At 72.8% G+C, this 16,893-nt stretch carries 15 protein-coding genes; 7 read left to right on the forward strand and 8 right to left on the reverse strand.

The window, feature by feature from the left end; all coding sequences use genetic code 11:
- Window positions 1-85 precede the first annotated feature (85 nt).
- Complete coding sequence (locus tag EAO73_RS31620; RefSeq protein WP_147974932.1) at window positions 86-631, forward strand: hypothetical protein; 546 nt, start codon at window positions 86-88, stop codon at window positions 629-631.
- A 354-nt stretch (window positions 632-985) separates the two neighbouring features.
- Here the strand turns inward: EAO73_RS31620 and EAO73_RS31625 are convergent, their stop codons facing one another.
- Together EAO73_RS31625 and EAO73_RS31630 are read right to left on the reverse strand one after the other, a co-directional pair.
- On the reverse strand, window positions 986-1,558 hold the full coding sequence (locus tag EAO73_RS31625) for a PASTA domain-containing protein (protein WP_147974933.1): 573 nt from the start codon (window positions 1,556-1,558) through the stop codon (window positions 986-988).
- Entirely contained in the window at window positions 1,555-2,037 is a 483-nt protein-coding gene (locus EAO73_RS31630; RefSeq protein ID WP_412075894.1) for a SigE family RNA polymerase sigma factor, read from the reverse strand. Before EAO73_RS31630 ends, EAO73_RS31625 begins: the two co-directional genes overlap by 4 nt.
- A 404-nt stretch (window positions 2,038-2,441) precedes the next feature.
- On the opposite strand from EAO73_RS31630, the gene EAO73_RS31640 reads away from it, so the two are divergent.
- A complete protein-coding gene (locus EAO73_RS31640; RefSeq protein ID WP_147974935.1) occupies window positions 2,442-4,085 on the forward strand; it encodes a DNA repair helicase XPB in 1,644 nt (547 codons plus the stop codon).
- A 19-nt stretch (window positions 4,086-4,104) separates the two neighbouring features.
- On the opposite strand, the gene EAO73_RS36185 is transcribed toward EAO73_RS31640, so the two are convergent.
- The gene (locus EAO73_RS36185; protein WP_018519565.1) at window positions 4,105-4,275 is read right to left on the reverse strand and encodes a hypothetical protein; all 171 of its coding nucleotides are present in this window, start codon (window positions 4,273-4,275) and stop codon (window positions 4,105-4,107) included.
- 356 nt (window positions 4,276-4,631) lie between these two features.
- Between EAO73_RS36185 and EAO73_RS31650 the strand changes: the two genes are divergently transcribed.
- On the forward strand, window positions 4,632-6,701 hold the full coding sequence (locus EAO73_RS31650) for a HelD family protein (protein ID WP_147974937.1): 2,070 nt from the start codon (window positions 4,632-4,634) through the stop codon (window positions 6,699-6,701).
- Between the two features lie 54 nt (window positions 6,702-6,755).
- On the opposite strand, the gene EAO73_RS31655 is transcribed toward EAO73_RS31650, so the two are convergent.
- The gene (locus EAO73_RS31655; RefSeq protein WP_147974938.1) at window positions 6,756-9,395 is read right to left on the reverse strand and encodes a glycoside hydrolase family 9 protein; all 2,640 of its coding nucleotides are present in this window, start codon (window positions 9,393-9,395) and stop codon (window positions 6,756-6,758) included.
- Window positions 9,396-9,717: 322 nt separating this feature from the next.
- Entirely contained in the window at window positions 9,718-10,407 is a 690-nt protein-coding gene (locus EAO73_RS31660) for a copper homeostasis protein CutC (RefSeq protein WP_147974939.1), read from the reverse strand.
- Window positions 10,408-10,658: 251 nt separating this feature from the next.
- Between EAO73_RS31660 and EAO73_RS31665 the strand changes: the two genes are divergently transcribed.
- On the forward strand, window positions 10,659-12,920 hold the full coding sequence (locus tag EAO73_RS31665; protein WP_147974940.1) for a heavy metal translocating P-type ATPase: 2,262 nt from the start codon (window positions 10,659-10,661) through the stop codon (window positions 12,918-12,920).
- A 12-nt stretch (window positions 12,921-12,932) separates the two neighbouring features.
- On the opposite strand, the gene EAO73_RS31670 is transcribed toward EAO73_RS31665, so the two are convergent.
- Together EAO73_RS31670 and EAO73_RS31675 are read right to left on the reverse strand one after the other, a co-directional pair.
- The gene (locus tag EAO73_RS31670; protein ID WP_147974941.1) at window positions 12,933-13,484 is read right to left on the reverse strand and encodes a GNAT family N-acetyltransferase; all 552 of its coding nucleotides are present in this window, start codon (window positions 13,482-13,484) and stop codon (window positions 12,933-12,935) included.
- A gap of 41 nt (window positions 13,485-13,525) precedes the next feature.
- Window positions 13,526-14,140: a GNAT family N-acetyltransferase gene (locus EAO73_RS31675; RefSeq protein ID WP_147974942.1), complete on the reverse strand. Its 615-nt coding sequence runs from the start codon at window positions 14,138-14,140 to the stop codon at window positions 13,526-13,528.
- A 154-nt stretch (window positions 14,141-14,294) separates the two neighbouring features.
- On the opposite strand from EAO73_RS31675, the gene EAO73_RS31680 reads away from it, so the two are divergent.
- Both EAO73_RS31680 and EAO73_RS31685 read left to right on the forward strand, forming a co-directional pair.
- On the forward strand, window positions 14,295-14,846 hold the full coding sequence (locus EAO73_RS31680; RefSeq protein ID WP_147974943.1) for a hypothetical protein: 552 nt from the start codon (window positions 14,295-14,297) through the stop codon (window positions 14,844-14,846).
- The gene (locus EAO73_RS31685; RefSeq protein WP_147974944.1) at window positions 14,843-15,391 is read left to right on the forward strand and encodes a hypothetical protein; all 549 of its coding nucleotides are present in this window, start codon (window positions 14,843-14,845) and stop codon (window positions 15,389-15,391) included. Before EAO73_RS31680 ends, EAO73_RS31685 begins: the two co-directional genes overlap by 4 nt.
- Before the next feature lie 60 nt (window positions 15,392-15,451).
- Here EAO73_RS31685 and EAO73_RS31690 read toward each other — a convergent pair whose 3' ends face one another.
- Window positions 15,452-16,108, reverse strand: coding sequence for a maleylpyruvate isomerase family mycothiol-dependent enzyme (locus EAO73_RS31690; RefSeq protein ID WP_147974945.1), 657 nt, complete (start codon window positions 16,106-16,108; stop codon window positions 15,452-15,454).
- Between the two features lie 82 nt (window positions 16,109-16,190).
- On the opposite strand from EAO73_RS31690, the gene EAO73_RS31695 reads away from it, so the two are divergent.
- Window positions 16,191-16,859 carry a hypothetical protein gene (locus EAO73_RS31695; RefSeq protein WP_147974946.1) on the forward strand — a complete coding sequence of 223 codons (669 nt, stop codon included), beginning with the start codon at window positions 16,191-16,193 and terminating at the stop codon, window positions 16,857-16,859.
- Window positions 16,860-16,893 lie beyond the last annotated feature (34 nt).

The following is a 16,893-nucleotide window of genomic DNA, read 5'->3' on the forward strand; positions in this document are numbered from 1 at the left end:
CCGGACGCGGCTGTTTGCCCCTGGGCCGGGCGCGGGCACACTTTGGCGTGTCCGCGACTAAGTCCGCGATCACAGGGGGAATCACATGCGACGCACCGACGCTGCCCGGCAGCTGGGCGGCTTCGTCCGCGAGCACCGCACGGACGGCGGCAGACGGCTGGTGCAGGCCGGCGTGCTGGCGGCCGTCGGGGCGGCCGGACTGGCCTTCGGGATACCGGTCGTGCTCGCCTCCGTCGGCACCACGGACGGGGCCCCCGAACTGGCCGGCCTGCTCCTCGGAGTCGGGCTCGTGGGGCTGGGCCTGGCGGTCTGGCGGTTCGTGCAGGGCTTCCGTACGCGTGAGCAGAGCTTCGACGTCCACGAGCGGGGGCTGACCCACCGGGTCGCGGGGACCGCGACGCTGATCCCGTGGGAGGACATCGCGTCGGTGGGGGCGCACGGCGACGACGGCCGGCCGCTGGCCGAGGCGCGCGGCATGGGCTTCACGTGCGTGATCCGCCTCCGCGACGGGCGGGCTCTGCGGGTCGACACGTTCACGCAGGACGCGCCGGAGCTGGCGCGCACGGCGCACGCGGCGGTCCACCAGGGCCGCCTCCCGCGGGGCCGGGGCCAACGGCCGCCGACGCCGTGACCCTAGCGGGCCGCCCGCGCACATCCGGTCGTGAGACTGGTGGGCCCGCACGTTGAGGTGTCGCGTATCCTCCGGCGGTCTCCAGTTCTGGTCACCCTGAGTGGTCGGTGGTGGGCACGTAGGGCGGGATCGTCCAGCGCACTGTTGTCCGGCCCGTGGGACCAGGCGGAAGAGTCACGAGACAGACCTGTCCGGAGGTTCGTTCGCCGCAGCCCAAAGACGATGCCGAGCGAGCTGCGCGGCTGACGGCATCGGAGCCCGCCACCCGCAGCCGTTCCTCCGCTGCGGGTGGCTCCCCTGCCCGGCAGGACGGGGCGCCGTCCTGCCGGTGCGCGGGCCGAAGGGCCCGGTCGCTCAGGTTCTGCCGGGTTTGCCCGTCGAGACCAGCAGGAGGACGGACGAGCCCGGTGCCACCGGTGCTGCGCCGCCCCGGGGGGCACTGCTGATCACCTGCCCGGCGGGAGCGTTCCAGTCCGTGTGCCGCATGATCGTGCAGCTCAGTCCGAGTCCGCGCAGCAGGCTTCCGGCCTGTTCGACCGGCATGCCGGCCAGGTCCGGCAGCGCGATGCCCGCTCCCGCGGTCTGCTCCCGTTCCTGTGTCGGAGTCGGATCGGCGCTTCCGCTCTTGGGGGTGCCGGTGGCGAGCGGGGTGCACGCCCCGTTCGCCGCTGGGGACGGGGAGGCGCCGGGCGCGGGCGGCACGGGCTTCAGCGCGAAGAACCCCACCGTGGCGCACGCCAGCACGCAGCACGCCGCAGCGGTGCCGAGGAGCGCCCGGCGGGTGCGGCTGCGGCTGACGACTCGCTCGATCGCGGCCGCGTCGACGACCGGCGCCGTCGGCCCGTCGGCGAAGGAGGCCACCGCGGCACGCAGCTCGGCTTCGAGGCCCGGCTCGAACGGGGCGGGTCCGGACGACGTGTTCCTCACTTCGTACCTCCGAAAGCGGCCGACGGGGTGTGCGGCGCCTGGGCGCCCGATACGGAATCGCGCAGCTTGGCCAGGCCGCGGGCTAGCTGGGACCTCACCGCACTCGAAGAGATGTCCAGGACGCCGGCGACCTGCTCGGCGTCCAGATCGTGCAGGTAGTACAGGACCACCACGCTGCGCATGCCCATCGGCAGCCCGAGCAGTGCCTCGATCAGCTCCGCGCGCAGATCCACCTGCCCGAACCGGTCCCGGGGGTCGGCCGTCTCGGGCACCCCCGACAGCCCGGGGCGCCAGCCCGGGCGCGACAGCCGCCGCCAGCGGTCGTTGGCCAGGTTGACCAGCACTTTGCGCACGTACGCCTCCGGCGAGTCCGCCACCGCGACCTTCCGCCAGTGTCGGCACGCCCGCTCCAGCGCCTCCTGCACCAGATCCTCGGCCACATGCACGTCACCGGTCAGCGCATACGCGGTGCGGAACAACGCTCCCGACCGCTGTGCGACGAACTCCGTGAACCCGATGCCCGGACCACTCCTGCGAAACCTCACCCGCCGACCTCCTCTCCTCGTCCCGTCCCGATCACTGCCCCCATGACGGCGGAACGAGGCCGGGTGCTGCACCGAGCCGCCGGCAGTGACGTGAATCACAGCTGGGACGGAAGGGTGTCCCAGGACCTCGCGCCGCTGCCACGGCCTGGCGGGCGAGAGCGGCAAGCTCGGCGTTCGGCGCTTGAGGACAAAGCCGGTGTCCCCGGACCGGGCCTAAGGGTTCCGTCCTCAAACGCCGGACGGGCTGGGTTGCCCCGGCCCCGACGACGGGCCCACGACACACCGCCCCCCGATGCGGCACACTGGAGGTTTCCCCCGAGCCGGAAGGGCCAACGCGCGTGAGCGGACCCCTCATCGTCCAGAGCGACAAAACGCTCCTCCTCGAAGTCGACCACGAGCAGGCCGACGCCTGCCGTCGGGCCATCGCGCCGTTCGCCGAGCTGGAGCGGGCGCCCGAGCACATCCACACGTACCGGCTGACCCCGCTCGGGCTGTGGAACGCCCGCGCGGCCGGGCACGACGCCGAGCAGGTCGTGGACGCGCTCGTGACGCACTCGCGCTACCCCGTCCCGCACGCGCTGCTCGTCGACATCGCCGAGACGATGGACCGCTACGGCCGCCTCACCCTGTCCAAGCACCCCGTGCACGGGCTGGTGCTGACGACGACGGACCGGCCGGTGCTCGAGGAGATCCTCCGCTCGAAGAAGGTCCAGCCGCTGGTCGGGGCCAGGATCGACCCGGACACCGTCGCCGTGCACCCCTCCGAGCGCGGCCAGGTCAAGCAGACGCTGCTCAAGCTCGGCTGGCCCGCCGAGGACCTCGCGGGGTACGTGGACGGCGAGGCGCACCCGATCGAGCTGGACGAGAACGGCTGGGCGCTGCGCCCGTACCAGCAGCAGGCCGTGGACGGCTTCTGGCACGGCGGGTCCGGCGTCGTCGTGCTGCCCTGCGGCGCGGGCAAGACCCTCGTCGGGGCGGGCGCGATGGCGCAGGCCAAGGCGACCACCCTGATCCTCGTCACGAACACCGTCTCCGCCCGGCAGTGGAAGCACGAGCTGGTGAAGCGGACCTCGCTGACCGAGGAGGAGATCGGCGAGTACAGCGGGACGCGGAAGGAGATCCGGCCGGTCACGATCGCCACCTACCAGGTGCTGACGACCCGCAGGAAGGGCGTCTACCCGCACCTGGAGCTGTTCGACTCCCGTGACTGGGGCCTGGTGATCTACGACGAGGTGCACCTGCTGCCCGCGCCGGTCTTCAAGTTCACCGCCGACCTCCAGGCCCGGCGCCGCCTCGGCCTGACCGCGACGCTGGTCCGCGAGGACGGCCGCGAGTCGGACGTCTTCTCGCTCATCGGGCCCAAGCGGTTCGACGCGCCGTGGAAGGAGATCGAGGCGCAGGGCTACATCGCCCCGGCGGACTGCGTCGAGGTCCGGGTCAACCTCACGGACTCGGAGCGCCTCGCGTACGCGACCGCGGAGGCCGAGGAGAAGTACCGGTTCTGCGCGACGACCGCGACGAAGCGGAAGGTGACCGAGGCGCTGGTGCGCAAGCACAAGGGCGAGCAGACCCTGGTCATCGGGCAGTACATCGACCAGCTCGACGAGCTGGGTGAGCATCTGGACGCCCCGGTGATCAAGGGCGAGACGAGCAACGCGCAGCGCGAGAAGCTGTTCGACGCCTTCCGGGAGGGCGAGCTGAACGTGCTGGTGGTGTCGAAGGTGGCGAACTTCTCCATCGACCTGCCGGAGGCGACGGTCGCCATCCAGGTGTCGGGGACCTTCGGTTCGCGCCAGGAGGAGGCGCAGCGCCTGGGCCGGGTGCTGCGGCCGAAGGCCGACGGGCACGAGGCGCGGTTCTACTCGGTCGTCGCGCGCGACACGATCGACCAGGACTTCGCGGCGCACCGCCAGCGCTTCCTGGCCGAGCAGGGCTACGCGTACCGCATCGTCGACGCGGACGAGCTGCTGTCGGAGAGCTGAGGCAGGGGCGGCGGCGCGGTCAGCGCCGCCGCACCCCCGCCTCCTCCGCGTACTCGCCGAGCACGACGACGCCGAACGCCGCCTGCGCGAACACCTTCACGGCGTGCAGGGCCTCCCAGGCGCGGTTGTGGGGGTGACCGGGGGCCGCGGTGGCGCCGGTCCTTCGCGGGTCAAGAGTGACGGTACTCATGTATCCATGGTGCTCCGGACGGGTGCGCCGGGGCGTCGGTCCGGAGGCGGAAGCGGGGCGCGGCCCGCGTACACCTCCGGTCGCACGGCATCCCCTACGGGACGTACGGGACTGCCCCCACCCCGCCCCCGTAAACCGTTCGAGGTTCTGGGCGTCCTCCCGCATGGCGCGCAACGCGGCGCGGGACGCGGCGAGATGGGCGCGCTCATGGGCGAGGGGGTCGGTGGTGGTGTCGCTCTCGAATTCGTGCGCGGGCACGGTGTTGCCTCCGGCATTCAACGCAGGACGGCGGACCGCACACCCCCCAAAGGTGAGACGCGGTCCGCCGTCCTGCGTTGAATGCCGGAGGCAACACCGTGCCCGCGCACGAATTCGAGAGCGACACCACCACCGACCCCCTCGCCCATGAGCGCGCCCATCTCGCCGCGTCCCGCGCCGCGTTGCGCGCCATGCGGGAGGACGCCCAGAACCTCGACATCCGCGATGTCACCGCGAACTGGGTGAACGCGGCGGTGCTCCAGGCCCAGATCGACGAGCGGATCAAGTCGCTCGCCGACCTCGCGCACACCCCGCTGTTCTTCGGACGCCTGGACTACCTGCACGTGGTCGGCGCCGAGGAGGCGGAGGGCGCCGAGGGCGAGCAGTTCTACATCGGGCGCCGCCATGTGCACGACGCGGTCGGCGACCCGATGGTGATCGACTGGCGCGCCCCGGTCTCGCAGCCGTTCTACCGGGCCTCCCGCAAGGACCCGCTGGACGTCGGCCGCAGGCGCCGCTTCGGTTACACGGGCGGCGACCTCACCGCGTACGAGGACGAGCACCTGACCGACCCGGCGGAGGCGGAGCAGACGAGCAAGCTGCTCCAGGCGGAGATCGAGCGCCCGCGCGTCGGCCCCATGCGGGACATCGTCGCGACGATCCAGCCGGAGCAGGACGAGATCGTCCGCAGCGAGCTGGGCGGCACGGTCTGCGTCCAGGGAGGCCCCGGCACCGGGAAGACCGCCGTCGGCCTGCACCGGGTCGCGTATCTGCTGTACGCGCACCGCGAGCGCCTGGCCCGCACCGGCACCCTGGTCGTCGGCCCGAACCGCTCCTTCCTGCACTACATCGAGCAGGTGCTCCCCGCCCTCGGCGAGCTGGAGGTCAAGCAGGCGACCGTCGAGGACCTGGTGACCGCGCAGATCGAGGTCCGGGGCGCGGACGAGGCGACGGCCGCCGTCGTGAAGGGCGACGCGCGGATGGCGGAGGTGCTGCGCCGGGCGCTGCGCTCGCACGTCACGCTGCCGACCGAGCCGGTCATGGTGGTGCGCGGCTCACGGCGCTGGCGCGTTCCGGCGTACGAGATCGAGGAGATGGTCCAGGAGCTGCTGGCCCGGGACATGCGGTACGGCGCCGCGCACGAGGCGCTGCCCCAGCGCATCGCGCACGCCGTGCTGGTGCGGATGGAGGAGGCGGGCGAGGCGCCCGACGACCGGGTCCAGAACGCGGTGGCCCGCACCCCCGCCGTGAAGGCGGCCGTCAAGGCGATCTGGCCGGCGGTCGACCCGGCGAAACTGGTCCTGCGGCTGCTGTCCGACGCGGAGTTCCTGGCGGAGCACGCGGAGGGACTGCTGACCGAGGACGAGCGGAAGGCGATCCTGTGGGCCAAGCCGGCGCGCAGCGTGAAGTCCGCGAAGTGGTCGGCGGCGGACGCGGTCCTGATCGACGAGGCGGCAGACCTGGTGGCACGTACGCACTCGCTGGGCCATGTCGTGATCGACGAGGCCCAGGACCTCTCCCCCATGCAGTACCGCGCGGTCGGCCGCCGCTGCTCGACCGGTTCCGCCACCGTCCTCGGCGACCTCGCACAGGGCACGACCCCGTGGTCGACGCAGAGCTGGGAGCAGGCGCTGCACCACCTGGGCAAGGCGGACGCGCTGGTGGAGGAGCTGACGGCCGGTTTCCGCGTGCCGCGCGATGTGATCGCGTACGCCTCCCGGCTGCTCCCGGTGATCTCGCCGGGGCTGACGCCGGTGGAGTCGGTGCGTGAGTCGCCCGGTTCGCTCTCCGTGCGGGAGGTGGCCTCCGGTGTCCTGGACGCGGCGGTGATCGCGGCCTGCGAGGAGTCCCTGGCGCACGAGGGGTCGATCGGTCTGATCGCCGCCGACGCCCGCGTCCCGGCCCTGGCCGACGCGCTCACGGCGGCCGGTCACACGTATCTCTCCCCCGGTCAGGAGACGACCGCCGAGTCCCGGCTGACGCTGGTCCCGGCCTCGCTGGCGAAGGGCCTGGAGTACGACTACGTGGTGCTGGACGAACCGGCCGCCGTGGTCGACGGCGAACCGGACGAGCGCACGGGCCTGCGCCGGCTGTACGTGGCGCTGACCCGTGCGGTCTCCGGGCTGACAGTGCTTCACGCGGCTTCGCTGCCGGAGCAGTTGGTGTAAAGAGGGAGCGGGAGCGGGAGGACCCTCGCGTCCACTCCCGCCCCCGCCCGGTCATCATCCCGCCGTGCAGGCCCGCCCGTTCAGCTTCACGGTGCCCGGGTCGGCCGCCGGGCCCGTACGGCTGCTGTTGAACCCGAAGTCGATAGAGGCCCCGGGCGCGAGCGTCCGGTTCCAGGACAGCGGCGCGGCCGTCACCGTCCGCCCGTACTGGCCGATCTCGGCGCTCCAGGTGTGGCTGAGCTTCTGGTCGCCCGGCAGCAGCCAGGTCAGGGACCACGGGGTGACGGCCTCGCTGCCGGTGTTCTTCACCGTGACCGTGGTGGTCGAGCCGGTGCTCCACGGGTGCGAGGAGTACATCACCGTGCAGGCGCGCTCCGGTCCGGCGCCGTCGCCCGCGTCGTCCAGGTAGGAGGCGACGAAGGCCAGCGGCGCGTTCCAGTTGATGGCGACCTCATTGGTGGCGTACGAGCCGTTGTCGTCGAGGTAGCACATCGCGGCGGCGCAGCCCTTGAGCTTGGCGGCGGCCTCCGGGTCGCCCGAGGTGGGCGCGGTCAGGTTCGGCCCGCCCGCGAGGGACCCGGCCGGCGGGTGCGGCAGGGACGGGTCCGACTCGTGCGCCCAGAACCGGTGGTGCTGGTTCTGCGAGAACCGCTCGCCGTAGCCGGTGACATACGACTGGTTGAGCGGGTTGCGCCCGAACAGGTAGTCCGCGCCGCGCAGGACGGCGTCCCGGTATCCGGCCTCGCCGGTGAGGTCGGCGGCGGTGGCCAGCACGATCATGTTGTTGAGGACCTGGCTGTTGGAGCCCCAGACGTAGTTCTGGTCCTTCGGCGCGTACGGCACGCCGTACAGCTGGTCCGCGGTCTGCGCCGCGTACCGGTCGGCGGCCGTGGTGACCACGGACCGTACGTCGGCGAGCTGCGCGGACGTCAGGTCGTTCGGGACCGTGGCCAGGGTCAGCACGCCGAGCCCGGCGGTGCCGCCCCACCACATGCCGCCGTCGGCGGGGAACGCCGCGTCCACGTCACCGTGGAGCGGCGAGTCGAGCAGCGCCTGCCGGTAGGTGTCCTTGCCCGTGGTGGTGAACAGCTCGGCGGCGGCCCAGTAGAACTCGTCGCTCACGTCGTTGTCCTCGTACGTCCCGCCCCCGACCCCGTCGGCCGGGCTGGCGTACACCGCCGGGTGGGCCTTCGCGGCGGCCCATGCCGTCTCGGCGGCGGTACGGCACTTCGCCGCGAAGTCCGCGTCGTACGGGGCGTACAGCCGGGCGCACTGGGCGGCGGTCGCGGCGAGGTTCAGGGTGGCGGCGGTCGTCGGCGGGTGCAGTTCGCGCTGCTCCGGGTCGAGTTCGGGCCGCATCGGGATGCCGGTCCAGTTGGCGTCGTGCACCTTGTGGTGCACCATGCCGGCCAGCGGCTTCCCGGCCGGGACCTGCATGCGCAGCAGGAAGTCCAGCTCCCAGCGCGCCTCGTCGAGGATGTCCGGCACCTCGTTGCCGTGCTCGGGCACCCGCAGCGCGCCGTCGCCCAGCTCGGCGGACTCCGCGCCGTCGGCGGTCAGCGTCCTCTCGTAGGTGTCCATCAACTCGGCGACCGCGATGCCGCCATTGACGACGTATTTGCCGTGGTCCCCGGCGTCGTACCAGCCGCCGCGCACATCGAGCCGGTAGTCGCAGACGCCCGCCTGGCACGGCACGTCCGTGTCGCCCTTGTTCGGCGCCACACCGAGGTGGCCGGCCGGGCGCGCGTACTCCGCGCCGACGAGGTCCGCGTCGATCGCGATGCCGCTGCGGTTCTGGTAGAAGTACGCCAGCGAGTCGGACCGCAGCCCGTCGTAGAGGTCCGCGCGGATCGAGAACGGCTCGCTGACCTGCCCGTCCGCCTCGACCGTGAAGCCGTCACCGGTCGCGGTGGCGTCGCTGAAGTCGAAGGTGTGCACGTTCTGCCGCGAGGTCGGGTCCTCGCCGCCCGGCACGGTGGTCCCGCTCGCGACGGTCGCCCCGTCGGCGGCCTTCAGCTTCCACGGCAGCGGGTCGGCGGCGTCGGTGACCAGGGTGCCGGTCTTGGGGCCCTTGGGCAGGTAGCCGACCTGGTTGACGCGTACGGGCGACCCGGTGTCGGGCTCGTACACGGGCGGCTCGGCGCCCCCGCGCAGCGACACGTCGTCCACACAGAAGGTGGCCGCCGCCGCACCCCCGCCGACCTGGAAGGCGACCTGCGCCCCGTCCTGGTCGGCGCTCGCGGTGAAGACGTGGGTGAAGGGGGCCGCCTCCGCGTCGATGTGATCGGTCGCGGAGAGGTCGGCGGTGTAGGGATCGGTCGCCATTTGCACGTTGGTGTGAATGGAGAGCGGCGCGCTCGAACTCGCCGTGTACGTCAGCGTGTACGTCTCCCCCGCCACGAGCGGGATGTCGTTCTGCCCGATGATCGCGTCCCACGGGTTGGCGGTCCCGGCCGGTACGTCGGCGCAGAGCCGCCCGTCGACCACGGCGACGGGCGCGTTGGCCGTGGACCACCAGGGCGCGGTCCCGGCGGAGAAGTCACCGTTGGTGATCTGCTCCGGCGCGGGCTCGTCGTCGGCGGCAGCGGCGGCCCCGGGCGCGGTGAGGAGGCCACCGCAGAGGGCGGCCAGAGCCACCACGCCGAACACACGACGTCTGCGCCGGACGGGGGACGGGGGCGAGAAGGCGTTCACCGGGAGCCTTTCGACGTGGGGGCCGGAGACAGGGATGGGAGCGCTCCCACAACAGATGGGCATGCCGGGGAGGCGCACCATGGGAGCGGTCCCATCGCTGCGCAGTCATTGTGGGGCGAGGGGCGCCTGATGCGCCAGGGTCATGACAGGACGAGGTTGCGAAACCAGCCCCTCCGGCGCTTGAGGAGCGGGGGTCCGGGGGCAGCGCCCCCGCGCAGACAGCCCGCGCCGGGCGGGGCGGGCCGCACACCACCGCACCCGCCCCGCCCGGCGCGGGCTGTCTGCGCGGGGGCGCTGCCCCCCACGCACCCCGCCCCCGCGGCTACGCGTCCAGCACGTCCCGCCACTCCCGTACCGCCGCCGCGTCCACCGGCCCGGACCAGCCCCGCGGCCGGGCGGCACCACCGATGTGCACCGCATCGATCCCCGCGGCCAGCAACTCCGGCAGATGCTCCAGCCGGAGCCCGCCGCCCACAAGGATCCGCGGCTCGTACCCCGGCTCGCCCGCGCGCCCCGCCTCGGCCACCAGCGTCGGAATCCCCGCGTCCACCCCGGCGGCCGCCCCGGCCGTCAGATACGTGTCCAGCCCCGGCAGATCCGCCAGGGCCTTCCGCAGGGCATCCCTGTCCGCCGCCCGGTCGATCGCACGGTGGAACGTCCAGCGGCACCCGTCCAGCTCGGCGACCAGCCGCTCGACCGCCACCAGGTCCGGATTGCCGTCCGCGTCCAGGAAGCCGAGCACGAACTCGTCCGCACCCTCCGCCCGCAGCTCACGCGCCTTGCGTACGAGTATGTCGACATCGCCGGCCGCGAAGCCGTCGGCGACCCTGAGCATCACGCGCAGCGGAATGTCCACCGCGGCGCGGATCGCCGCGAAGGTCGCACAGGACGGGGTGAGGCCGTCCGCCGCCATGTCGGTGACCAGCTCAAGCCGGTCCGCACCACCCGCCCGGGCAGCGACCGCGTCCTCCGCGTCGAGAGCGATCACCTCCAGGACTGCACGGTTGCTCATGGGAACCCAATCCTCCAGGAAGCAGCTACAGGTCTAGTCCAATGGCCCAGCCTACGGGGCGGTAGGCCGGGGGCGCAGCCCCACCGTGAACGTGAAGATACGCGAGGTCAAACGCGTGACGGACGACCGCTCACGGGGCGGCCCGCGCATCCACGGCGGATCACCCTTGCCCCGACATAGGGGGTGGGGGTATACATGAAGCAGAGGGAGATACCCCCAGGGGGTATATAGAAGCCGATCGAGGAGGGCCCGTGTCCACGCACACCACAGCCACCGCAGCCACCGCCGAGGTCGAGCTGGCCATCGGAGGCATGACGTGTGCCTCCTGCGCGGCCCGTATCGAGAAGAAGCTCAACCGGATGGACGGCGTCACCGCGACGGTCAACTACGCCACGGAGAAGGCCCGCGTCAGCTACGACGACGGCGCCGGGGTCTCCGTACAGGACCTGATCGCCACGGTCGAGAGGACCGGGTACACCGCGCAGGAGCCCGCACCCCCGGCGCGTACGCCCGAGGAAACGGCCGAACCACCCGTCCAGGAGACGGACACGTTGCGGCAGCGGCTGATCACGGCGGTCCTCCTCGCCGTGCCGGTGATCCTGATGTCGATGATCCCGGCGCTCCAGTTCGACAACTGGCAGTGGCTCTCCCTGACCCTGGCGGCGCCTGTCGTCACCTACGCCGGCTGGCCCTTCCACCGCGCCGCGTGGACCAACGCGCGGCACGGCGCGGCCACGATGGACACGCTGATCTCGGTCGGTACGTCGGCCGCGTTCCTGTGGTCGGTGTGGGCGCTGTTCTTCGGCACCGCCGGGATGACCGGCATGACGCACCCCTTCGAGCTGACGATCGGCCGCAGCGACGGTTCCGGGAACATCTACCTCGAAGCGGCGGCGGGCGTCACCGCGTTCATCCTCGCGGGGCGCTGGTTCGAGGCCCGCTCCAAGCGGAAGGCGGGCGCCGCGCTGCGGGCGCTGCTCGAACTGGGCGCCAAGGAGGTCACGGTCCTGCGCGACGGCCGCGAGGTGACCGTGGACACGGCGGACCTCCGGGCCGGCGACCGCTTCCTGGTCCGGCCGGGCGAGAAGATCGCCACGGACGGCGTGGTCGTCGAGGGCTCGTCCGCCGTGGACGCGTCCATGCTGACCGGCGAGTCCGTCCCGGTGGAGGTCTCCACGGGCGACGCGGTGACCGGTGCGACGCTGAACGCCGGCGGCCGGCTCGTCGTCGAGGCGACCCGCGTCGGCGCGGACACCCAGCTCGCCCGGATGGCGAAGCTCGTCGAGGACGCGCAGAACGGCAAGGCGGCCGCGCAGCGGCTGGCGGACCGGATCTCGGCGGTGTTCGTCCCCGTGGTCATCGTGCTCGCGCTGGGCACGCTGGGCTTCTGGCTGGCGAGCGGGGCGGGTCTCACGGCCGCGTTCACGGCGGCGGTCGCCGTCCTGATCATCGCCTGCCCGTGCGCCCTGGGCCTCGCGACCCCGACCGCGCTCATGGTCGGCACCGGACGCGGCGCCCAGCTCGGCATCCTCATCAAGGGCCCCGAAGTCCTGGAATCCACCCGCCGCATCGACACCATCGTCCTCGACAAGACCGGCACCGTCACCACCGGCCGCATGACCCTCCAGGCCGTCCACACGGCCGCCGGAACCACCGACACCGACGTCCTCCGCCTGGCCGGAGCCCTGGAACACGCCTCGGAACACCCCATCGCCCAGGCCGTCGCCACCGCAGCCACCGAACGCACCGGCACCCTCCCCACCCCCGAGGACTTCGCCAACGTCCCCGGCCTCGGCGTCCAGGGCGTCGTCGACGGACACGCCGTCCTCGTGGGCCGCGAACAGCTGCTCGCCGAGTGGGAGATCCGCCTCCCCGCGGACCTGGCCGCCCGCAAGGCCGAGGCGGAGGCCGCCGGCCGGACGGCCGTCGCGGTCGCCTGGGACGGCGAGGCGCGCGCGGTCCTGGAGGTCGCCGACGCGGTCAAGGACACCAGCGCCGAGGCCATCGTCCGGCTGCGCCGGCTCGGCCTCACCCCGATCCTGCTGACCGGCGACAACCGGGCGGTCGCGGAGTCGGTCGCGGCCGAGGTCGGGATCGACGAGGTGTACGCGGAGGTCCTGCCGCAGGACAAGGTGGACGTCGTCAAGCGCCTCCAGGCGGAGGGCCGTTCGGTGGCGATGGTCGGCGACGGCGTGAACGACGCGGCCGCCCTCGCCCAGGCCGACCTGGGCCTGGCGATGGGCACCGGCACCGACGCGGCGATCGAGGCGGGCGACCTGACCCTGGTCCGCGGCGACCTCCGCGCGGCCCCGGACGCGATCCGCCTGGCCCGCCGGACGCTGGGCACGATCCGGACGAACCTGTTCTGGGCGTTCGCGTACAACGTGGCCGCGCTGCCGCTGGCCGCGGCGGGGCTGCTGAACCCGATGATCGCGGGCGCGGCGATGGCCTTCTCGTCGGTCTTCGTGGTCGGCAACTCACTGCGGCTGCGGGGGTTCCGGGCGGAGGCGTAGGGCGTACGCCTGTCAGCCTCGGCGCTCCGCCCACTCCTCGTACAGCAGGCCGTAGACCACCCGGTCGTACCAGCGGTCGCCGACGCGGACGGCGGAGCGCCGGCGTCCTTCCTCCACGAACCCGGCGCGCCGGAAGGTCCGCATGGCGCGCTCGTTGCCGCTCCAAGTGTCGAGCTCGACGCGCCGGATCCCGCACGCGCCGAAGAGGTGCTCAAGCAGCAGCCCCAGGGCCTCGGAGCCGTATCCGCCTCCCCAGTGGCTGCGCTCGCCGATGGTGATGCCCACCGTCGCCTGCCGGGTGAACGGTTCGACGTCGCGGTAGTCGACGGTGCCGATGACCCGCCCGTCGGCCAGGTCCTCCACGGTGAGCGAGGCCTCCGTACGCGGGTCCTGCCGGAGCCTCGCGTCGTGGAACCCCTCCAGGGCCTCACGGGTGATGGGCCCGTAGTGCGGGTCGCCACCGGTGGCCCAGTGCACGACCTCGGGGTCGTTGCGCCACCGCAGGTGGGCGTCCAGGTCGGAGGCCCACAGGGCGCGTATGCGAACGAGCTTTCCCTCAATCATGCGGTGATCGTAAAGGAGCCGCTACGGCGTAGGACCGGCCCTCAGCGCACGATCCGCGCCTCCAAACGCCCCCGCACGTCCGGCCACTCCTCCGCCGTGATCGAGAAGATCGCCGAGTCCCGCAGCCGGCCTTCCTCGCCGGGTGCCCAGGACGGGGACCAGTTGCGCAGGACGCCCTCGAAGCGCGCGCCCACCGACTCGATCGCGGCCCGCGAACGCCGGTTGCGGGCGTCGGTCTTGAGGTCCACCCGCGCCACGCCCCACACCTCGAACGCGTGGCGGAAGAGCAGGTACTTGGACTCGGTGTTCACGCCGGTTCCCTGCGCGGACGCGGCGAGCCAGGTGAAGCCGACCTCGATCGCGGTGAGGCTGTCCTCGTCCAGCCAGGAGCGCGGCTCCCAGTACGCCGTGGCCCCGACGACCTGTCCGGAGGCCCGGTCCACCTGCACGTACGGCGCGAGCTTCCCGTCGGCCGCCCGCCCCAACTGGGCGTCGATGTAACCCTCGACCTCCCCTGGCCCCGGCACCCAGGTGAACCCGTACGAGTCCCGGTTCTCCTGTCCGGCCCGCAACAGCCCTTCCGCGTGCCGGTGTTCAAGTGGTTCGAGCCGCACCCGCGAACCCTCCAGAACCGGTCCCGCCAGCACGAAAGCCATCGCTCCCCCATCCCGTCACCGGGCCCGCGACCGCGCGCCCGTGCGTAGGTTTCCAGAGCCGCCACACGCGTGTCGCGCGAATATGTCCGCAGGCCGGAGCCGCATACGCAGGCCCCGCCCCGCCGTTGTCAGTCCCGCCGCCTACGCTCGCCGCATGACTTGGATCCACGACGCGTACGGCTTGCCGGGCCACGAGGTCAATCTCGTCTTCGCCCGGGGCACGTCCCTCGCCGCGCTCACCGCCGGGCTGCGCGAGCTGAACCGCGAACCGCTCGCCGAGGGTGAGGAGGGCGGCTGGGCCTGGGTGGTGCACGACATGGTCAACGACGAGCTGGAGGACTACGAGAACGTCGACTACACGCGCGTCTGCCCGCCGGGCGCCGAGGTCGCCGTGCTCGTGACCGAGCCGTGCAGTGCCAAGGCGCACGCGCCGGACTTCACGTATCTGCGCGACGGCAAATGGACGCTGCACTTCAGCTTCGAGGACCTGGAGCAGCGCGTCGGCGACAACCCCGACTACATGTCGGCCGAGCTGCTCGCCGCGAACCTCATAGGCCCGGACGCGGAATGCCTCGCGTGGGAGACCGATCCGGCCCACGACTGCGACGCGCACGACTTCGACCGCGAGGAGCGGATCGTGCGGGCGATAGCCGCGTGCTTCGCCCTGCCGTCGCCGCCGCTCGCCCCGGAGGTGGTCGCGGCGTGAGCACGCCCCTCCTTCCCCCGGACACGTTCGTCACGTACGCCAGGGGCATCGACCTGCCCACGTTCAGCGGCATCTGCGCCGACGTGGGCCTCCCCTCCCGCACTCAGGGCGCGGCGGACGGCTGGGTCTGGGTGACGCACGACGCGGCCACCAGCAACGGCGGGGCGGTGGCGGACCAGGCGGGTTTCGTCACCGGGTTCCGCTACGAGGAGCGGTTCGGGAGCCCCAACCCGGTGGAGACGGTGTTCCTGGCCTCCACCCCGGCCTGCGAGTGCCCGCACGGGCAGAACTACATGGTTCCGCACTGCGAGGCGCACCCGTTCCACTTCATCCACAGCCGGCGCGGCTTCTCCACGACGTACTTCAACATGGGCCGGCGCCGTGAGTCCCGCCGCTCCGGCGACCTTCTCGTACGCGAGCTGCTGGCCGCCGGAATCGTCGGCCGGGAGACCCCGCGCTACGAGACCGAGCCCGGGTTCAACGAGGACGGCGCCGTGACCCTGCGGCTCATCGCCGACCGCTTCGGGCTGCCCGCCACGGTCTGACGCGACCGGCGCGCCCGGCGGCCCGCATGTGACGGGCGAGCCGCCGGGCAGCGCGACGCCTCAGCCGAAGAGGTTCAGCTCGCTCTCCCGCGCCCCGGTCAGCTCGTACCGTGTGCCGGTGAGCGGCCGGCCCGCGTACAGCCGGATCAGCGTCGCCCCGTCCCCGGCGTACCGCGCCCGCTCCCGGTCGCCGTCCTCCGCGCCGAGCGCCAGCTCGCCGTCCGCGCCGGTCAGCCGGGCGGTGAGCGGGACCGTGCCCCGGTCCCGGGTCACCGCCGCGAGGAGGTCCAGGGCGGGGTCGAGTCCGGGGCCCGCGTAGGCGCCCGGGACGCCGAACGCCTCGCGCACGTCCCCCGCGTGCACCCACTCGCCCAGCGCGATCCCGTCCAGCTTCCCGCCGGACGCCGCGATGACGGGCCCCGCCCCGGTCATCCCGCGCTCCAGCTCGTCCACGACGCGCGCGTTGGTCCAGCCGGCCCGCTCCGCGATGTCCCGGTCGTTGGCCTCGGGACTGAACACCCCCCGCTCGAACCTGCCCTCCACCACCCGTGTCAGCGCCGCCCCACAGTGCGCGAGCACATCCCGCACGGTCCAGCCGGGGCAGGCGGTACGCAACTCGAAGTCGCGGTCCGCGGCCTCACGCAGCAGCGGTACGAAGAGGTCACGCTCGGTACGCAGCAGAAGACCGGGCAGTTCCGGATCACGTTCGTCAGCCATGGCCACAACCTAACGCCCCCTCGCAGCAGGGGACTTCGGGAGGCAAGTGCCGTCACCGTCCGCCACGCCTACCCTCGTACGCATGACGGACGACCGCACGCAGCACAACCACGGCCCGGCCGCGCTCCGCACCCGCTGGCGGGGCGCCCTCGTCGCGGCCCGCGCCGGGGCGGAGGGGCCCGACCCGCTTCCGTACGCCGACAATCTGCTCGCCCGCTGGGCCGAGCCGCAGCGCAAGTACCACACGACCGCGCACCTCGCGGCGGTGCTCGACCGCGTCGACACGCTCGCCGGGCACGCCGCCGACGCGGACGCCGTACGCCTCGCGGCCTGGTTCCACGACGCGGTCTACCGGCCCGACCGGTCGGAGAACGAGGAGCGCAGCGCCGTCCTCGCCGAGCGGGCGCTGCCGGAGGCGGGAGTGCCCGACGCGGTCACCGAGGAGGTCGCCCGGCTGGTCCGGCTCACCGTCACGCACGACCCGGCCGCCGGCGACACCAACGGCGAGGTGCTGTGCGACGCGGACCTGGCGATCCTGGCGGCGCCGCCGAAGGAGTACGCCCAGTACGCGGCGCAGGTCCGCGAGGAGTACGGCTTCGTACCGGAGGAGGCGTTCCGGGAGGGCCGGGCGGCGGTGCTGCGGCAGCTCCTCGGGCTGCCGAGGCTGTTCCGTACGCCGTACGGGACGGCCGAGTGGGAGCCGAGAGCGCGGCAGAACCTGCTGACGGAACTGGAGCTGCTCACGCGCTGAGGCGGGAATGCCCAGGTGCCGGTCCGTGTTGGGT

The organism is Streptomyces sp. col6 (assembly GCF_008042035.1).
In the GTDB taxonomy this organism is placed as follows: Bacteria; Actinomycetota; Actinomycetes; order Streptomycetales; family Streptomycetaceae; genus Streptomyces.

Coding starts and splice junctions, on each gene's coding strand:
- EAO73_RS31620 (WP_147974932.1), top strand. CDS start 86: ATGCGACGCACCGACGCTGCCCGGCAGCTGGGCGGCTTCGTCCGCGAG.
- EAO73_RS36185 (WP_018519565.1), bottom strand. CDS start 4,275: ATGAGTACCGTCACTCTTGACCCGCGAAGGACCGGCGCCACCGCGGCC.
- EAO73_RS31690 (WP_147974945.1), bottom strand. CDS start 16,108: ATGGCTGACGAACGTGATCCGGAACTGCCCGGTCTTCTGCTGCGTACC.
- EAO73_RS31680 (WP_147974943.1), top strand. CDS start 14,295: ATGACTTGGATCCACGACGCGTACGGCTTGCCGGGCCACGAGGTCAAT.
- EAO73_RS31660 (WP_147974939.1), bottom strand. CDS start 10,407: ATGAGCAACCGTGCAGTCCTGGAGGTGATCGCTCTCGACGCGGAGGAC.
- EAO73_RS31675 (WP_147974942.1), bottom strand. CDS start 14,140: ATGGCTTTCGTGCTGGCGGGACCGGTTCTGGAGGGTTCGCGGGTGCGG.
- EAO73_RS31670 (WP_147974941.1), bottom strand. CDS start 13,484: ATGATTGAGGGAAAGCTCGTTCGCATACGCGCCCTGTGGGCCTCCGAC.
- EAO73_RS31695 (WP_147974946.1), top strand. CDS start 16,191: ATGACGGACGACCGCACGCAGCACAACCACGGCCCGGCCGCGCTCCGC.